Here is a 16,013-nt window from a genome sequence, read left to right on the forward strand (position 1 = left end):
TACTAAAAAAATATCCCTTGTCAATCGAGAAAAAAGAGAAACTTAGATTTTCTTCATTCGGCGCCGATAATTTGGCGCGCAACGGCTCAATGGCACAGGTCCGTAGCATTCGAACGAGACCGGCCGGCCCGATGCCGGCGGGATTTTTTGCATTAAAATGAGGGAAGTTCCTCCGCGCTGCGGCGCGAAAGAGCTTCCCTCGTTTAGTTTTTCCGAAAAAAATCACTTCCACTGCGTCTCCAGCGACAGGATCGTATAGCGGTTCCGCTGTTTGGTCTTGGGCGTGACCCAGGCCTCGAACGTGGCGGGGCGGTCGCTCTCGTCCTCGACGTTGTAGATGTCGCCGGTCATGCGCAGCATCCCGGCTTCTTCGAAGACTTCTTTCACCTGCGCGTAATAGACGGACTCGCCGTCGGCGCCCTCGAAGTGGTAGACTTTTCCGTCGTAATGGAAGTCGGAACCCTCCACGTTGCGATTTTTCAGATCGATGTCGAAATACTTTTTCACCGTCTCGGCCACGAATTTTCCGTCGATCGTCAGCGAGCCGTACGGGCAGTTTTTGTCGGCGCAGCGTTTGACGCGGCTTTTGAAGTTGTTCACGTAATTGTGCCAGACGCCGAAACGGATCAGCTCGGCCAGCCCCTCTTCGCTTTTCATGTGCAGCAGGCCGTCGCTGCCGTCTTCGCCCACATCGAAACCGTAGTAGCCCAGCTCGGTGAAATTGCTCAGGAAAGTGCTCATCTTTTTCAGTTCCGCCGCGCCGGGATCCAGCGTTTTCGCCCCGGCTGGGGCCGCGGCGCAGACAATCAGCGCCCAAGCCGCCATCGCGCGTGCAAACTTTTTCATCTTCATTCGCTCCTTTCGTCGCTCTCGTCTCGACGCCCGAAGCCCCCTTCCGGCTTCCGTCGGACCACGTTTTAAAATCACAAAGAATATAACACGGGCGAAAGATCTCGGCAAGCGGCCCAAATCCGTCTGCGGGCGCGCCGTTTCGCCTTCACGACTGCGTTTTCGTCATTGCAGCCACGCGCCCACGCCCTGCGCCTCGATTTGCTTTTGGGAGGGCAGGCCGTTCACCGCCAGCGGCGCGCCGGTCAGTTCGGGAAACTTTTCGAACCAGACCCGCAACACCTCCATCATGATGCCGACGCGCTCTTCGATTGGATGTCTGGCGTCGCGAAGCGGATCGGCGCCGACCGCATGCTCGTTCATCGCCGGATTGGGCGTTTCGCTGAGAAACGGGACGCAGGGAGTCCCTTCGCCGATTTCGTAGTGGGAGATGCCCCGAAAGCCGGGGACGGATTGTTCGGGCTTGAGAGAAACGCCTCGCTCTTCGAGCTCCAGGATCATCTCGATGCATGGCTCGAGGTATTTCGGATGAGTGATCAGAGAGTAGGAGAGCGAGCCGCCGGGATGTTTTTTGCCGTCGCGGGGATCGAACACTTCCTCCGGCGCGGTCGCTTCGTGCATGTCCAGACAGGAGGCGGGTTTTTCGCGGCGGATCAGCTCCATGACGCCGAACGTCACCATCTGCGCAGGCGTTCCGTCGGCGAGGCCGGGATAATTGCGGTTGACGTTGCGCCATTCGGAGCCGTCTTTGTGAACGTAACCGAGCGGGTGAAGGAAATGTTCGGGATCGCTCTCGCCTTTTTTCAGCGGTATGCGCCGGTCGCCGTAATACAGCCAGCGCCTGCCTTGGCGGCTTTCGAACGGCAGCTGATGGGGGACTTGCCCGAGCGCATCCGGCACCGACATGCCGGCGGCGTTCAGGCAGGGGATGACGAACAGTTTGCCCTGCTCAACTTCCGCGTTTTCGAGAAGAACTTCCGCCGTCAGCACGCCGCCGATCTCACGCGGATGCGCCCCCGCCAGGATCAGCGCCGTCGCGCCCGGCTTCTTGCCCTCCATCACGTAGACCGCCGTGTCGTAATCGGTGCCTCTGAGATTGGGATTGTAGTCGGAAAGCCATTTGATTCCGGTCACGCCGTATCCCGGCCGCACGTCCAGCCGAAAAGCCGCCCGCGCCGCGACGCTCCCCAGCGCAAGAACCGCCAGTATTCCCGCGCCCGCCGCGATTTTTCGAAAACGCCCGTACGTCATTTTATCCTCCTCCGCGCGGATTCCGCCGCGCCGTGATTCTTCCAAAGACATTATACCAATGTGGCGATTTTTTTACGCGAATGATGATAAAATAAGAGCATCTTCGAAAATGGAGGTGTCACATGAAAAAATTTCTCGGTGCAGTTTTATTCTTGGTGATTTCGTGCTGTGCGGTCGCTCAGGCGAAAGATTATCACGTGGCGGCGCGAGTGAAGGAAGCGCAGGCGGCCGTGGAGAAAATGATCCGCTCCAAGTCGGCGGCCGGACTGGCACAGTCGGTCAAGGAAGGCGTCGGCGTGGCCATTTTCCCCAACGTTGTCAAGGCGGGGCTCATCGTCGGCGGCCGTTACGGCGAGGGGTTGATGCTGCGCCATGATCCCAAGACGGGGCAATGGTACGGGCCGGCGTTTTTCAGCATCAGCGGCGGTTCGTTCGGGCTGCAGATCGGCGCCTCCTCGACGGCGCTGGTTTTGACCGTCAACAACGAAAAGGGCATGAAGGCGTTCCGCGGCGGCACCTTCACGCTGGGCGCCGATGTCGCCGCCGTGGCCGGCCCGAGCGGGCGCAACTCCTACGTCGGCACCAACATCAACGCCGACGCGCCGATCTTCAGCTACTCGATCACCAAAGGCGTATTCGCCGGCGTGGCCCTCGACGGCTCGGTCATCAGCGAACTGCCCCGCGTCAACGACGCCTGCTGGGGCAAACACCTGAACAACGTCCAGATCTTCCACCGCAAACCGGCGCGCAAGGACGTGCAGGCGCTGATCAGAAAACTCAACCAGCTCGTTTCGCTGGCGAAGTAACCCCCCGTTCTTTCGCTCCGTAAACGAAAAAGCGCAGACCCTTGATCCCAAAGGTCTGCGCTTTTTGTTTTCCGAGGCAAAAAATAGAGCCGGCTCCCGGATTCGGATATGCAGCTATTATAGTCATGCGTACGTTCTTAAGTGCCATTGAACGCACCATGTAGCACACAGAGTAGCTTTATTTAGAATCCATTGTTTTTGTTTTATGCTGCTTTTTGGTAGAAGGCATCAAAGCAAAGGTAACTGTTGGCAACAGAATAGGCCCTTTCAGCGCCAGAGCAGTTAAAGAGCGCAAGTACTCTCGTGCGGTTGTGTATAACAATGAACACCCATTAAGAAGAATATTATCTTGAAGTTGGGCTGCATCTAGGACGCCTTCAGGGATGTTACATTTTAATACACCGAGCAAAGAAAGATCCCAATGATAAGCATATTTTTTTTGCGCATTTCTTTTTATCCCAAGATGCATCTCAATCTGCCAGATTGATGGGTTTTCGTCGCTTCGTTGAGTACTAGTATCGCGTAAAAGGTCATTCCGATCAATCTGGATTGCTCTTTCATTAAGATGTTCCAAATCGACTTTGAAAGAAACGCCAGACACGGCGTATCCAATTAGATCTACAGCTGGAAATTTTGATACCGCTTTTTTTATGCGACGTTCTGCCATTGTATAGGTCCTTTTTCTTCAACAGAAATTTCTTGCCTCATAACTGGAGATTTCTTATTAGGCGTTGTGTATTTTTGCATACTACAAGAGTAAGGCGCCTGTTCATTAAAACATTTTACGAGCCACTCAACCGAAGTATATGCTTCTAACGCTTGTGAAATATAATGATTGAGGCTGGTGTTATTCTGTTTGGCCTGAGAAACCAGCTTTTTATGCAGATCGGGAGAGATGCGCAGCGCGATTTTGCCGCTGTAACGCTTTATGGAATCTGGCTCAGGAACCTCTTGCCCTCGTGCGAGCCACAGACCAATTATCTCTTTCTGCACTTCTTTAAGCATCGCCCAAGCGTCATCGAGTGTTTCTCCATCTCCTTGGACAACAAAGCTCCCTAACTCGGGCATGAACATTCTGAAACCACCGCCATCGGCAGGTCGCAATTTTTCAGTTTCGATCTTATAGGGCAAACTCATATAATATTCGATATCTTTAACCATAACCTTTTCCCCCTCACCCTTTATTGATTTTGCGACACGATCTCAATGGCATAAAGAATAATACGTAGATATTTCCCTTTGACTTTTTGGCCGCCTTTGATAGGGAACGTAAGTTGTCCATATGGTCCAAAGGCTTCTCTCAAGTCAACGTTTTTGTTTTTATCATACGCTTCTTGTAGCTTAGGATGATCGTATGTGCAATGAGATCCTGACCGAGTAGCGAGTACAAAACTGTATTGTTTTAAGACAGCCTCAACAGTAGCAATCCTTTCGTCTACTGCCTTTTCCCATTGCTGCAATATCTTTTCGCGCTTTGTCATAATCAGACTCCTGATGATATCACATATGATAGCAAATTTTTGCCGTTTAGGGAACTGTCTTCATAGTTTCTCATTGATTTATAATTCCCCTCTTCTTGCCCTTAACTCACAACCTTCGAGCGGGGAAGGCTCTCAACGACAGGACCGATGATGAAAAAACGTTTGTCTCTGATCATCTGGGGCGATACGGATTGCCGTCCCTTGTCGTGTTTCAGCTGATAGCCACTGCCTTCGACTGACGTGACGTGGCAGACAAGATCGTGTCCGTCGAGACAGACCAGGTATATTCTATCCGATACAAAACTAGCCGCCGGATCAAGCAGAATATCGCCGTCGGCGGCGTGCCGTCGGCCTTCTTTTTCTTCCCCGTTCGATCGAGCATTTTCAACGTTTCCGTTTTAAGTCACCGATTTTAGCGGTGACTCGAAACGGTAAGGCAGTTTTAAGTCACCACTTTGCGTCACCGATCGAGCATAACAACAACCAATGACACCTAACGACTTTAAACGAATTATAACAAACAGAGACGTTGCGGCGCAACGTCTCTGATCTTTAATCTTCGCTGAAAAACCTTGCTTGTCAACGGCAAAAAGATAAAAAAATGGAGCCGACTCCCGGATTCGGACCGGGGACCCCATCCTTACCATGGATGTGCTCTACCTGCTGAGCTAAGTCGGCTTGAAAAAAATGGTGGTAGCGGGTGGATTTGAACCACCGTAGGCTCTCGCCGTCAGATTTACAGTCTGATGCCATTGACCACTCGGCCACACTACCACGTCGATATGAAGTTGTCGAAAACTGGAGCCGGCGATCAGACTCGGACTGATGACCTGCTGATTACAAGTCAGCTGCTCTACCAACTGAGCTACGCCGGCCTGACAGGAAGACATTATAAAGGGTTTTCGTCAAAAGTCAACGGGCAAATGCAAATTTCTTCGTTCGCGGCGCGCGACTCGGGAGAACAATTTCCATCCTGTGTCGTCCCTTCGACGAGCTTTCGGCGGGCGAAGGAATCGCGAAAAAGCCGCGGCGAAGCGGCCGCTTTCTCGATGAAAACGACCGCTTCGCCGACGCACTTTTCAATTTTTCGCGCCGTGCCGTCCTTCCGCCGCAAGCGAAGCGCCGTCGGGCAGCTTGAAGCGTTCCGAGAGGCCGAGCGCGTAGTCGAGATCGGCGCGGCTGCTGTTCATGTCGTACACGGCGTCGACAAGCTGGGTGCGGGCGTTGGTCAGGGCGGTGCGGGCGTCGAGCACGTCGAGGTTGGTGCCGACGCTGGACTTGTAGCGCAGCAGGGCCATGCGGTAATCTTCCTGAGCGCTGGCGACCTGGCGCGAAGCCACGTCGAGGCGCTGGCGCGCCGATTCGAAGTTCAGCTGCGCGGACGAGACTTCCAGCGCGACCTGCCGTTTCACGTCTTCGATCTGGGCGAGCAGCTCCTGCGCCCGCGCCTTGTATTCCTTGACCTGGGCGCGGGCTTTGCCGCCGTCGAAAAAGTCCCATCTCAGGCTGAGCGACAGCTTCCACGTGTCCAGCTCGTCGGGCCAGAAATCGCGTCCTTGAGCGAATGCTTCACCGCCGGCGACGATCTTCGGTCCGTTGGACGCCCGGGCGGCGGCCGCGACGGCCAGTGCGGCGCGGCGGGAGAAATCGAGCGCCTTCAGTTCGGGACGCAGGGCGTAAAGGCTGGTTTCGTCCCAGCGGGGCGCGTCTTCCGGCGCCGCGTTCCGGTTCGGCTCCGGCAGATCGAATTGCGAGCGCAGCTCGACGCCGACGGCGCGCTCGAGCGCGCGCCAGCGCACGTCAACGGCGTTTTTGGCGGAGATCACGTTCAGCTCGCCGTTGGAGACGTCGACTTCCACGCGCAGCACTTCGTCCTGAGCGACGACGCCGTACTTGAAAAAGTTCCTGACCTGCACCAGGTGCTCTTTGGAGAGGTCGAGCACCTCTTCGGCCACGGCCAGCTTGGCGCGGGCGCGCTGCAGGTTGTAATAGGAAACGAGCACGGCGTTTTCCACGGCTTGGCCGGTGCGGACTTCGCGGGTCTGGATGCCGCGGAAGGCCATCGTGCGCGCGGCGATCGTGTTTTCGACGGCGCCGCTGCTGAAAATCAGCCACTGCACGCCGAGCGCGGCCTGATAGGCCTCTTCGAAGGAGTTGAGGGCGTAACCTATCGGGATGCCATGACCGGGTTCCCCTTGGTAGGCCGGTATCGCTCCCTCTTCGCCCTGCCACGCCCCGGCGAGCGCGGCGTACAGCTTGGGCAGTTTGTCGGCGCGCGCCTGGGCGATCTGCTGCCGGGCCTGTTCGATGCGGGCCTCGGCGGCCGCCAGCGAAGGATTGTTCGCGCAGGCCAGTTCAAGGGCCGTTTCCGTCGTCAGCACAGGGCGTCCGGAGCGTTTTTCGCCGCGGGCGTTTTTCGCCGCGGCCGGAACGGCGAGCGCGGCGGCCAGCAGAAGAACGGCGATCGTTTTTTTGTACACGGGCATCAGCCTCCTGTTCGGTCGGGCCTTTTTCGCGCCCGACAGAGAATGCGTCGCCGCCATTATACATAAATTTGCGAGAATCAAGAAGCCACAACGGCGACTTTGTCCAGTTCACGCGGAAAAAGACGCCCTGCCGCTGTGCGCGGGGGCGTCTGCGTGCGGTTTTTTTCCGCTATGCCAGAGCGGTCTTGAAAACCTTTTCCACGTCGGCCTTCTCCGCATGGCCTTCGTGAACTTTCTCGCCGTCCACGAAAAAGGTGGGCACGTAATAGTAATCGTATTTCGCGGCGACGTCGGGCTGTTTCTTCTCGTCGACCATCTCGAAGGGGACGGCGGCGTACTCGGGGTGTTCGGCCTTCAGCTCGTCGAGGCACTTGCGGGCCAGCTTGCAGTGAGGGCAGCTTTCGAACATGAACATGGTGATCTTTTTCATTGTGCGTTTCTCCTTAGAAAATGAGCATTTTACATGAAGCCTAAAACTCGTACAGAACTTCCACGCCCTTGGGCATTTTCGAAGCGTCCAGCAGCGGCAGAGGATCCAGCGCCGCGCCGCCGCTGAAAAGGCCGAGATGGAGGTGCGGCCCGGTGACGCGCCCCGTCGCGCCGGAAAGGGCGATCGAGTCGCCGGCTTTCACTTTTTGCCCGGGGCCGACGAGGATCTTCGACAGATGGAAATAAACGGACAACACGCCGCCGCCGTGATCCACGTAGACGGCGCCGCCGGAAAAATAATGAAAACCTTCGAGCACAACCGTGCCGTCGGCGATCGCCCTGACCGGCGTGCCGACGGCGGCGCGCAGGTCGAGGCCGCCATGGCCGCTGCGGGGCACGCCGTTGTAGACGCGGAAGCCGCCGAAATAAGCGGTGGGGATCCCCGGCACGGGGCGCACGTACCGGCGCGGCAGCACGCCGCCTTTGCTGCGCGTCGCCAGCGCTTTTCGCACGAGCTGGCGCTCTTTGGCGATGCGGTTCAATTCCGACTGAGGCGGAGTGACCATTTTCGGCGCGACCGTGAGCACCTGTCTGGGATAACTGTGGCCGACCGCTTTGATTTTTCGTTCGCCCCGGACCCGGCCTTTGGCTCCGCAGCTGAACTCGACCCGGATGGGCAGCGTCGAGCCGGCCAGTTTGGCGTCGTTGGGCACGCCGAGGATCGTGCGCACGGCGTTGCGGCGCGGCGTGAGGACAAACGTCTGCCCGCGCCACTTCACCGTGACGTCGCCGATCGTTTCGTTGACGCGCAGCTCCAGAAAAAAAGGCTGGCCGATCGGCGCCTCTTCCGGCACGGTCAGACGCATGCGCGCGGCAAACGCGGCCGGCATGAATGCGAACGTCAGCAGCAACGCCAGGACAAATTTCTTCACTTCTTTTCTCACCTCTGAAAAAAATCTGACCGGGCGGCAAAACGTTTTGGGCCGGACACGCGTTACTGAAGCTCTCTCAGCTTGCGGCGCAAAATCTTGCCCGAGGGCGACATGGGCAGGCTCTCGACGAAGTCGACTTTGCGCGGGATCTTGTAGTTGGCGAGTTTGCCCTTGCAGTATTCGATGATGTCGCGGTCGGTGGCCGAAGCGCCTTCCTTGAGCACGACGAAGGCGCGCGGGATCTCCCCGTTGACGAGGTGGTGCATGGCCACGACGGCCGCCTGGGCGATCGACGGATGGACGTTGAGGATGCGCTCCACTTCCTGGGGATAGACGTTGAAGCCGCCGACGATAATGATGTCGGTGAGGCGGTCGAGCACGGTGATGTAGCCGTCCGCGTCGTATTTGACGACGTCGCCGGTGTCGTACCAGCCGTCGGGAGACAAGCGTTCGGCGGTGACTTCGGGCGCTTCGTAATAGCCGCGGAACACGGACTTGCCGCGCAGTTTGAGCACGCCGGGCGTTTCCGGCGGCAGCGGGTTGCCCTGCTGGTCGCAGATTTTCCATTCGTAGCCGGGCAGAACCGTGCCGATGGTGCCCAGCTTGCGCGTCTTCTCGTCGTTGTTGAAGGTGACGACGGGCGAGCACTCGGTCGTGCCGTAGCCTTCGAGAATGGGATGGCCGAACAGTTCCATGCTGGCTTGGTCGAGCGACAGGTTGAGACGGTCGCCGCCGGTGATGACGGCGCGAACCGTGTTGATTTCGATGGGATTGTGCGCGCCCGAGCGCTTCAGAAACTCGAGCATGGCGGGCACGAGGAACAGCACCGTGCACCCGGCATCCCGGATCGCTTCGAGCGTCTTCAGCGGCGGCATGAACGCGGGCACGGCGGCGACTTTCGCGCCGGCATATTGGGGCAGCAGCATGGAGAGCGTCAGGCCGAAAGAGTGGAAGTTCGGCAGCGCCCAGATGATCGTGTCGTGCGGATAAATCGGAAAATGTTTGCAGATCGAACGTACGTTGTCGATAAAATTTTCGTGGCTCAGCGGCACGGCTTTGGGCAGGCCGGTCGTTCCCGATGTCGTGAAGAACACGGCCCAGTCGGGCGTCGTCGTTTTGCGCTCCACGCCGCGGAATTTTTCGAGCGTGCCGGTCGTCGGTTCGATCTCCACGACGGGATAGCGCAGCACGCCCGCCGCGGCCTTGGCGTCACCGCGGGAGACCACTATGGCAAAAGGCTGCACGAGGTCGATGGTGGGCAGCAGATTGTCGGTGCCGGCGCGCATGTTCAACGGGACCAGCGTGCCTTTCAGACTCCAGACGGCAAGAACCAACGTCAGCAGTGCCGGGCAGTTGGGCAGCAGCGTCATGAGGCGCTGCCCCTCTTTGAAGCCGGCCGCCGTCAGCGCTTCGCGTTCCGCGGCGACGGCGTCCAGCAGCGCCTGCCCCTTCAGCCAGTCTCCGTTCCACCAAAATGCATCCGCGGCGGCGCGTTTTCTCAAACTCTCCCGCAGGAGATCTTCAAGACGTTCCATTTGTTTCCTCCTCGATAAAGCGGCGGCAAAGTCTCCGCGCCGGCCGGCTTATTTCTCAGCTTGGCGCGCCCCGTCAAAGGCGCATTTTCAGAAATTCTACACGATTCTCCTTTTCAAGGCAAACCGATGATTTTTATGTCTTCAGTCCGACTCAGCACTGATACTTCATGGGCACGAACTGGGGCATCTCGCTGAAGCCGAGTTTCTCGTAAAAGGCTTTGGTGCCCGGGGCGCCGACCAGACCGATCCAATCGATCCCGACGGCGCGGAGTTCCTTCACAAGGCGGGAAACGATCTTCTTTCCCCAGCCCTGACCGCGGTAATCGGTCCGCACCACGATGTCCTGGATGTAAGCGTCGCTGACGCCGTCGGAAAGGGCGCGCCCCATGCCGACCAGCTCGCTGCCGTCGAACAGGGCCACGAACCGGAAGGAATTGGCCACCATCGCGGGGATGACGTCTTCGCTCCAGCCCTCTTCCCACCAGCCGGCATCCATGTAAAGATCGACAACCGCTTCGGGGCGGACCGATGTAATCACTTCAAGGCGCAGTGAATTTTCCAAAAGAAGCACCTCCATGAAAAATGTAACGCGACATTTTCTTCAATCACCAAGCATATGGTAATTTTTCGCCGCCAAATTGGCAAGCGCCGATTGCAGGAATTTGCCGCCGCGTTCGCCCCCAAAAATCCGACGGCACGTTTCTTCGGCGTAGAGCCGGGGCTTCGACATTTTTCCGCCGCGCAAGAAACGTTTTCATCTTCTTTATGTTTCATTGAAGCGCCCGCGACTCCGTGTTATAATGACGGCAATCGAACATGAAACTCCCTTGAAAGAGGAAGCCGGTGAAAATCCGGCGCGGCCCCGCCGCTGTAACTCGGACAAATCCGAAGCACGTCACTGATCGCGTTATTGGGAAGACTCGGATGAGGATGAAGAGAAGCCAGAATATTCTTTGAGGGAGCTTGCAAAGGGGGAATGTTTGCGTGGGCGAACTCCTGGGCGGCTGACCAGTGACAGCCGCGGCGGAATGACACGACGCAGGGTCGTGTCTTTTTTTGTCTCCCGAGGCCTGAGCTTCGGAAAAAATTTTTATGAAAGGTCGTCTGATGAACATGTCCTTCAAATCCATGATTCTCGCCGTCACTCTCGCAGCCGTCGCTTTCTCCGGGACCGCCTGCGCCAAGGAAGCCAAGAAGGAAGAGAAGCAGGCCATCCTGATCACCTCTTTCGGTACCTCCATGCCCAGCGCCCGCAAGGCCATCGACAATCTGGTGGCCGCCGCCAAAAAAGCGTTCCCAGGCGCCGAAGTGCGCTTGGCGTTCACCTCCAACATCATCCGCCGCAAGCTGACCCGCGAGGGCAAGAAAAACGTTCCGCCCACGCCCGTGATGGCTCTGGCGCAGCTGAACGACGAAGGATTCTCCACGGTCGGCGTGATGCCGACGCACATCATTCCCGGCGCCGAATACGACGAGATCAAGAACGTGGTTGAGGCCTGGGGCGAACTGAAGGGCAAGTACGGCATCAAGGATCTGCGTCTCGGCAAGACCTTCCTGTCCAGCGTCGAAGGCTGCGACGAAATGGCCGAGATCCTCGTGAAGAGATTCGAAAAGCTCGCCGGCAAGGATACCGCCGTGGTGCTGATGGGGCACGGCACGCCCCACCACATCGCCAACGCCATGTACAGCCAGCTTCAGGTCGCTCTGGATAAGATCGCCGACGGCCGCTTCTTCATCGGCACCGTCGAGAACACGCCGCTGATCGAAGATGTCGTCGCTGCGCTGAAGAAGGCCGGCTACAAGAAAACGCTCGTCTCGCCGCTGATGATCGTGGCCGGCGACCACGCCAACAACGACATGGCCGACAAGGACGATCCCGAATCCTGGTACAGCATCCTCAAGAAGGAAGGCTTCGCCGTCGAGACCTACATCAAAGGTCTCGGCGAGGACAAGGGCGTCACGGCGGCTTTCGTCGAACACCTGAAGGAAATGATGAAGTAAAAATGCCGCCGTCGCCTGTCGGAAATCTCGAACGCTGGCGTTCGCAGCTTCGCGCGCGATACTTCCGCCTCGGGGCGGCGCTCGGCGTTCTGCTCTTTCTGACGGCGCTGTGGCGGATCACGCAGGGAGAGTGGAACATTCCACTCTCCCGCGTCTTTGAACTGCTCTCGCCGTTTCTTCCGGCGGCCGAGAGCGAGACTGCCGAAGCGCTGGTGATCCGCGCCGTCCGTCTGCCGAGATTTTTCGCGGCGATGGGCGCCGGCGGGCTGCTCGCCGTCTCGGGCGCAGTCCTTCAGGGACTGCTGGCCAATCCGCTGGCGGAACCCTACACGCTGGGCATCGCTTCGGGCGCGGCGTTCGGCGGTGCGCTGGGATTTTTCTTCAATCATCTGGCGGTAACGCCGATGGCTTTTGCCGGCGCGCTCGGCTCGCTGGCGCTGGTCAATCTGATCGCGCGCAAGAGCGGCGGCAGCGGCGCCTATCTGGTGCTGGCGGGGATTGTCGCCAACGCCGTGCTCTCGGCGGGCGTGACGTTCCTCAAAGCCGTCGCCGACGACAAGCTGGGCGCGATCGTGCTCTGGCTGATGGGCAGCTTCTCCGGCGCTTCGCCCGCGGCGGCGCGGCTGGTTTGGCTGGGCGCGGCGATCACGCTGGTTCCGGCGTGGCTCTGCGGACGCCGGCTCGATGCCGTTTCGCTCGGAGAAGGGCAGGGGGAAATGCTCGGCATCGACGAAAGAAAATTGCGCCGCCGGCTGCTCTGCGCTTCGTCGCTGGGAACGGCCGTGACCGTCAGCAGCTTCGGCATCATCGGTTTCGTGGGGCTTGTGGCTCCGCACATCCTGCGCGTTTTGATCGGGCCTTCGCACCGGCCGTTGCTGATTTTCAGTTTTTTGACCGGCGGGCTGATGCTGGCGCTCGCCGACGGAGCGGCGCAGCGCATGGGAGAACTGCCCGTCGGCGTGCTGACGGCGTTGATCGGCGGTCCTTTTTTCTGCTGGATCCTGGTGAAGAGAAAATGACCGCGCCGCCTCTTTCGTATCGTTTCCGCGGGCTCAGCGTCGGCTACGGGGACCGCGACGTCCTCGGAGGCGTTTCCGGTTCGATCGAACCGGGGCTCGTGACGGCTCTGATCGGACCCAACGGCAGCGGCAAAAGTACGCTGCTCAAAACGCTGGGCGGTTTTTTGCCCTATCGGGGCAGCCTCGCGCTGGAGGGACGCGAGATCCGACGCTGTCCTCGCCGAGAGCTGGGACGCCTGCTCGGCGTCGTCGCTCAGCAGACGGTCTTGAAAGCGGCTTTCAGCGTCTACGACGTGATCGGCTTCGGCCGTCTGCCGTACCAGAGCCTGCTGGCGCGGCGCTTGCCCGCGGACGACCGCGCCATCCAGGCGGCGGCCGAGCGTCTGGACATCGCGCCGCTGCTCTTCCGCCCCGTCACCGAGCTTTCCGGCGGCGAGCGGCAGCGCGTGTTTCTCGCCATGGTGCTGGCCCAGGATCCTTCCGTCTTTTTGCTCGACGAACCGACTTCGGCCATGGATCCCCGCCAGGCACTGCACGCGTTCCGCCTGATGCGCGAGCTCGCAAAGCGGGGAAAGACCGTGGTCGTCGTCGCTCACGACATCAACGCCGCGCTGTCCTGCGCCGACCGCTACCTCGCCCTGCGCGGCGGCGAATTGATCGCCGCCGGGCGCGCGGATCGCATCGACGGCGGCGTGCTGGAAAAACTTTACGACACGCCGTTCGTCCCCTACATTTCGCCCGAAGGTGATAAAGCATGGCATCCATCTTCAAAAAAGCGCTGACCATTTTCCTGGTGGCGTTCGTTCTGGCCGCGCCGACGGCGGCTTACGAGCGAATCGTTTCGCTCTATCCGGGACATACCGACAACATCGTGGCGCTGGGCGGACAGTCCCGTCTCGTAGGGCTGTCGAAAAACGACGATCCTTCGCGGCTGCCCGAACTGCCGCGATTCGCCCCCAACGTCGGCGCCGAGGCGCTGCTGGCGCTCAAACCGGATCTCGTGCTGACGCGCACGCTGGTGGAAAAGCAGAATCCCGAGCTGCGCGGCGTGCTCGAACGCGCCGGCGTTCCCATGATGCTCATCGATCCGCCTTCGTGGAGCGGTTTTGTCGCGTATCTGCGCGAACTGGCGCCGCTGATCGGCGTCGCTCCGCAGACGGCGGAAGCGCAGTTGGCACAGACGTGCGATGAAATCCGACAAACAGCGGCGGCGCGCCGCGGCGGCCGCCCCGCGCCTTCGGTCTTCGTCGAAGCTACGGCCAAGGAACTGCACACCTGTTCCCCCGATTCATGGGCGGCGCACCTGATCGAACTGGCCGGAGGCGCGAACGCCGCCGCTGGCGCCGAACCGATCCGCCGCGGCAGCGCCGTCGCCCCCTGGGGGCTGGAACGCGTCATGAAGCTGCTCGCTGAAGGGCTGGACGTTTATCTCGTCCAGCACGGGCCGATGAACCGCGCTTCGCTTGACGAAGTGAAAGCTCGACCATGGGCGAAGGCGCTCGCCGCCGTCACCGTCGCGCAGATCCCAGAATACTGGCTGAGCCGCCCCTCGCTGCTCGGGCTCACGGCGGGCGGCGCGGAACTGATACGAATTTTCTACGGAGAGTGATCCCATGAAATTTATCGTTGCCGGCGTCGGCCCCGGCGATCCTGGGCTTGTCACCGTCGGCGCGCTGAAACTGATCGAGCGGGCCGATCTGGTCCTCAGCCCCCATTCCCACGCGGAGCGGTCCAGCGTGGCCGAACTGGCCGTGCGCCCGCATCTGCCCGATCTGAAAACGACGCCGGTGCTGTTTCCGATGACCGGCGACGCGGCGTCCCGCGACGCCTCGCTGAAAGCGCAGCTGGAAGAACTGCGCCCCAAATGGCAGAACGCCGAAACCGTCGTGCTGCCCGTGATCGGCGACTCCACGCTCTACGCCACGGGGTTCTACCTTTACGAGCTGTGGAAGCAGCTCGTCCCCGCGCTGGAACTCGAACTGTCGCCCGGCATCTCGGCGCACTGTCTGGCCGCGGCGAAGTCCGGCTCGTTCCTCGCCATGGGGAGCGAGATCCTCGCCGTCGTTCCCGCCACGGCGCCCCGCGAACGGATCGTCGCCGCGTTGAAAGCGGCCGACGCCGCCGCGGTCTACAAGCCCTGCGCGCTGCGCGGGCAGCTCCGCGCCGCAGTGGAAGAAGCCGGCCCGTGGAAGAAGATGTTGCGCATCGACCGCGCCGGCCTGCCCGATCAGAAGATTTTCGCGGGCGGCGCGGCGCTGGAGCCGGCCGCGGAATATTTTTCGGTCCTGCTGCTCTGGCGCTGACTATGGACTGGACGCAACTGCTCCGCGGCGAACTGCGGCTGACGGCGGACATTTTCGCCGGCTTTCTGATCGGCGCGCTGATCATCCGCACGGGACTGGCCGACAAAGCGCTGCGACGCGCCCTGCCCCGGCTGAAACGATGGGGTATCGGCGCTACGCTCGGCGCGGCGCTGACCGTCAGCGTCGGTTCGTCGAAAGCCGGCGCCGCCGTGGTGGCTTCGGCGCTGGACAGCGGGCGCATTTCGCCGCGCACGGCCAAATGGGGCACGTTGCTGCTGGCCTTTCCGGCCTACGCGCGCCGCTGGGTCGCGACGATGATCTTGTCGTGCAGCCTGGCCGGGCGGGCGGGCGCTTTTTTCGCCTTGACGCTGCTGTTCCGCTCGGCGGCGAAATTCGCGCTCGAGCTTTTCATTCTCAATCGCGGCGAGCACGACGACCGGCCGCAGGAAGGATCCGCGGCGGCGGGGCGCGGCGAATCGGCGCGGAACTTTGGTTTCAAGTTATTGAGGACCTTGCCGCTGGCCTGGTTCTTTTACGCGCTCGCCGTGTTCGCCGTGCCGTGGGCGGAAAAATATTTACAGCTTTGGCTGCGCGGCAGCGTCTTTTTCCCTTTGCCCGCCATGGCGGTGGCGGCGACATCTTTCGCCCACGTCTCCGCGGCGCTGGCGCTGGCCGGAGGCAGTCTGGCCGCGGGCGAACTTTCGACCGCGCAGGCCGTCTTTGCGCTGCTTTTCGGCAACAGCCTGAGCCTGATCACGCGGCTCGTGCGCACCAACGCCGGCTATTATTTCGGCTTTTTCCCGCGCGCCGTCGCTCAGTCCATGCTGTTGTGGAACATCGCCGCGTCAGCCGCGCTCGGCCTGCTGACGTTGGCTCTGGCAGCGCTGCCGCTGTGCTTTTAAGCCGAAAATTTGCCTTGAA

The 16,013-nt window shown here is 59.9% G+C and carries 17 protein-coding genes, 3 tRNA genes and 1 riboswitch; of the genes, 7 read left to right on the plus strand and 13 right to left on the minus strand.

What is annotated here, in order from left to right; translation table 11 throughout:
* Positions 1-222: 222 nt before the first annotated feature.
* On the minus strand, positions 223-846 hold the full coding sequence (locus FYJ74_RS03000; protein ID WP_154528124.1) for a hypothetical protein: 624 nt from the start codon (positions 844-846) through the stop codon (positions 223-225).
* Between the two features lie 168 nt (positions 847-1,014).
* Positions 1,015-2,100, minus strand: a complete 1,086-nt coding sequence (locus FYJ74_RS03005; protein WP_154528125.1) for a M14 family metallopeptidase — start codon at positions 2,098-2,100, stop codon at positions 1,015-1,017.
* A 122-nt stretch (positions 2,101-2,222) separates the two neighbouring features.
* Here FYJ74_RS03005 and FYJ74_RS03010 point away from each other — a divergent pair, with 122 nt between their 5' ends.
* On the plus strand, positions 2,223-2,906 hold the full coding sequence (locus FYJ74_RS03010; RefSeq protein ID WP_154528126.1) for a lipid-binding SYLF domain-containing protein: 684 nt from the start codon (positions 2,223-2,225) through the stop codon (positions 2,904-2,906).
* Positions 2,907-3,084: 178 nt separating this feature from the next.
* Here the strand turns inward: FYJ74_RS03010 and FYJ74_RS03015 are convergent, their stop codons facing one another.
* From FYJ74_RS03015 to FYJ74_RS03065, 11 genes are all read right to left on the minus strand, one after another.
* Positions 3,085-3,573, minus strand: a complete 489-nt coding sequence (locus tag FYJ74_RS03015; RefSeq protein WP_154528127.1) for a protein-export chaperone SecB — start codon at positions 3,571-3,573, stop codon at positions 3,085-3,087.
* Complete coding sequence (locus tag FYJ74_RS03020; protein WP_154528128.1) at positions 3,555-4,067, minus strand: toxin-antitoxin system HicB family antitoxin; 513 nt, start codon at positions 4,065-4,067, stop codon at positions 3,555-3,557. Before FYJ74_RS03020 ends, FYJ74_RS03015 begins: the two co-directional genes overlap by 19 nt.
* Before the next feature lie 20 nt (positions 4,068-4,087).
* On the minus strand, positions 4,088-4,387 hold the full coding sequence (locus FYJ74_RS03025) for a hypothetical protein (RefSeq protein ID WP_154528129.1): 300 nt from the start codon (positions 4,385-4,387) through the stop codon (positions 4,088-4,090).
* A 602-nt stretch (positions 4,388-4,989) separates the two neighbouring features.
* A tRNA-Thr gene (locus FYJ74_RS03030) sits at positions 4,990-5,065 on the minus strand.
* A gap of 10 nt (positions 5,066-5,075) precedes the next feature.
* Positions 5,076-5,161, minus strand: a tRNA-Tyr gene (locus tag FYJ74_RS03035).
* A 25-nt stretch (positions 5,162-5,186) separates the two neighbouring features.
* Positions 5,187-5,262, minus strand: a tRNA-Thr gene (locus FYJ74_RS03040).
* A 204-nt stretch (positions 5,263-5,466) separates the two neighbouring features.
* Positions 5,467-6,873, minus strand: coding sequence for a TolC family protein (locus FYJ74_RS03045; RefSeq protein ID WP_154528130.1), 1,407 nt, complete (start codon positions 6,871-6,873; stop codon positions 5,467-5,469).
* Positions 6,874-7,042: 169 nt separating this feature from the next.
* Positions 7,043-7,303, minus strand: coding sequence for a glutaredoxin family protein (locus FYJ74_RS03050; protein ID WP_154528131.1), 261 nt, complete (start codon positions 7,301-7,303; stop codon positions 7,043-7,045).
* A gap of 40 nt (positions 7,304-7,343) precedes the next feature.
* Positions 7,344-8,234, minus strand: a complete 891-nt coding sequence (locus FYJ74_RS11920; protein ID WP_154528132.1) for a M23 family metallopeptidase — start codon at positions 8,232-8,234, stop codon at positions 7,344-7,346.
* 62 nt (positions 8,235-8,296) lie between these two features.
* Positions 8,297-9,769: an AMP-binding protein gene (locus FYJ74_RS03060; RefSeq protein ID WP_154528133.1), complete on the minus strand. Its 1,473-nt coding sequence runs from the start codon at positions 9,767-9,769 to the stop codon at positions 8,297-8,299.
* A gap of 151 nt (positions 9,770-9,920) precedes the next feature.
* The gene (locus tag FYJ74_RS03065) at positions 9,921-10,331 is read right to left on the minus strand and encodes a GNAT family N-acetyltransferase (protein ID WP_229769303.1); all 411 of its coding nucleotides are present in this window, start codon (positions 10,329-10,331) and stop codon (positions 9,921-9,923) included.
* A 206-nt stretch (positions 10,332-10,537) separates the two neighbouring features.
* A riboswitch (cobalamin riboswitch) is annotated at positions 10,538-10,741 on the plus strand.
* Positions 10,742-10,861: 120 nt separating this feature from the next.
* On the opposite strand from FYJ74_RS03065, the gene FYJ74_RS03070 reads away from it, so the two are divergent.
* Genes FYJ74_RS03070 through FYJ74_RS03095 form a run of 6 tightly spaced genes read left to right on the plus strand, consistent with a single transcriptional unit; the run spans position 10,862 to position 15,994 of the window.
* The gene (locus tag FYJ74_RS03070) at positions 10,862-11,770 is read left to right on the plus strand and encodes a sirohydrochlorin cobaltochelatase (protein ID WP_229769304.1); all 909 of its coding nucleotides are present in this window, start codon (positions 10,862-10,864) and stop codon (positions 11,768-11,770) included.
* A gap of 2 nt (positions 11,771-11,772) precedes the next feature.
* Positions 11,773-12,789, plus strand: a complete 1,017-nt coding sequence (locus FYJ74_RS03075; RefSeq protein WP_154528135.1) for a FecCD family ABC transporter permease — start codon at positions 11,773-11,775, stop codon at positions 12,787-12,789.
* Positions 12,786-13,571: an ABC transporter ATP-binding protein gene (locus FYJ74_RS03080; protein WP_229769305.1), complete on the plus strand. Its 786-nt coding sequence runs from the start codon at positions 12,786-12,788 to the stop codon at positions 13,569-13,571. The genes FYJ74_RS03075 and FYJ74_RS03080 overlap by 4 nt, the downstream gene beginning before the upstream one ends.
* Positions 13,544-14,398 carry an ABC transporter substrate-binding protein gene (locus FYJ74_RS03085; protein ID WP_154528136.1) on the plus strand — a complete coding sequence of 285 codons (855 nt, stop codon included), beginning with the start codon at positions 13,544-13,546 and terminating at the stop codon, positions 14,396-14,398. The genes FYJ74_RS03080 and FYJ74_RS03085 overlap by 28 nt, the downstream gene beginning before the upstream one ends.
* A 4-nt stretch (positions 14,399-14,402) precedes the next feature.
* The gene (locus tag FYJ74_RS03090) at positions 14,403-15,092 is read left to right on the plus strand and encodes a precorrin-2 C(20)-methyltransferase (protein WP_154528137.1); all 690 of its coding nucleotides are present in this window, start codon (positions 14,403-14,405) and stop codon (positions 15,090-15,092) included.
* A gap of 2 nt (positions 15,093-15,094) precedes the next feature.
* Positions 15,095-15,994: a hypothetical protein gene (locus FYJ74_RS03095; RefSeq protein ID WP_154528138.1), complete on the plus strand. Its 900-nt coding sequence runs from the start codon at positions 15,095-15,097 to the stop codon at positions 15,992-15,994.
* Positions 15,995-16,013 lie beyond the last annotated feature (19 nt).

The sequence above is a fragment of the Pyramidobacter porci genome, assembly GCF_009695745.1.
GTDB lineage: Bacteria > Synergistota > Synergistia > Synergistales > Dethiosulfovibrionaceae > Pyramidobacter > Pyramidobacter porci.

Excerpts from the sequence above, each read along its gene's own strand:
- FYJ74_RS03000 (WP_154528124.1), bottom strand. The coding sequence starts at position 846 with ATGAAAAAGTTTGCACGCGCGATGGCGGCTTGGGCGCTGATTGTCTGC.
- FYJ74_RS03005 (WP_154528125.1), bottom strand. The coding sequence starts at position 2,100 with ATGACGTACGGGCGTTTTCGAAAAATCGCGGCGGGCGCGGGAATACTG.
- FYJ74_RS03010 (WP_154528126.1), top strand. The coding sequence starts at position 2,223 with ATGAAAAAATTTCTCGGTGCAGTTTTATTCTTGGTGATTTCGTGCTGT.
- FYJ74_RS03015 (WP_154528127.1), bottom strand. The coding sequence starts at position 3,573 with ATGGCAGAACGTCGCATAAAAAAAGCGGTATCAAAATTTCCAGCTGTA.
- FYJ74_RS03020 (WP_154528128.1), bottom strand. The coding sequence starts at position 4,067 with ATGGTTAAAGATATCGAATATTATATGAGTTTGCCCTATAAGATCGAA.
- FYJ74_RS03025 (WP_154528129.1), bottom strand. The coding sequence starts at position 4,387 with ATGACAAAGCGCGAAAAGATATTGCAGCAATGGGAAAAGGCAGTAGAC.
- FYJ74_RS03045 (WP_154528130.1), bottom strand. The coding sequence starts at position 6,873 with ATGCCCGTGTACAAAAAAACGATCGCCGTTCTTCTGCTGGCCGCCGCG.
- FYJ74_RS03050 (WP_154528131.1), bottom strand. The coding sequence starts at position 7,303 with ATGAAAAAGATCACCATGTTCATGTTCGAAAGCTGCCCTCACTGCAAG.
- FYJ74_RS03060 (WP_154528133.1), bottom strand. The coding sequence starts at position 9,769 with ATGGAACGTCTTGAAGATCTCCTGCGGGAGAGTTTGAGAAAACGCGCC.
- FYJ74_RS03070 (WP_229769304.1), top strand. The coding sequence starts at position 10,862 with ATGAAAGGTCGTCTGATGAACATGTCCTTCAAATCCATGATTCTCGCC.
- FYJ74_RS03075 (WP_154528135.1), top strand. The coding sequence starts at position 11,773 with ATGCCGCCGTCGCCTGTCGGAAATCTCGAACGCTGGCGTTCGCAGCTT.
- FYJ74_RS03080 (WP_229769305.1), top strand. The coding sequence starts at position 12,786 with ATGACCGCGCCGCCTCTTTCGTATCGTTTCCGCGGGCTCAGCGTCGGC.
- FYJ74_RS03085 (WP_154528136.1), top strand. The coding sequence starts at position 13,544 with ATGGCATCCATCTTCAAAAAAGCGCTGACCATTTTCCTGGTGGCGTTC.
- FYJ74_RS03090 (WP_154528137.1), top strand. The coding sequence starts at position 14,403 with ATGAAATTTATCGTTGCCGGCGTCGGCCCCGGCGATCCTGGGCTTGTC.
- FYJ74_RS03095 (WP_154528138.1), top strand. The coding sequence starts at position 15,095 with ATGGACTGGACGCAACTGCTCCGCGGCGAACTGCGGCTGACGGCGGAC.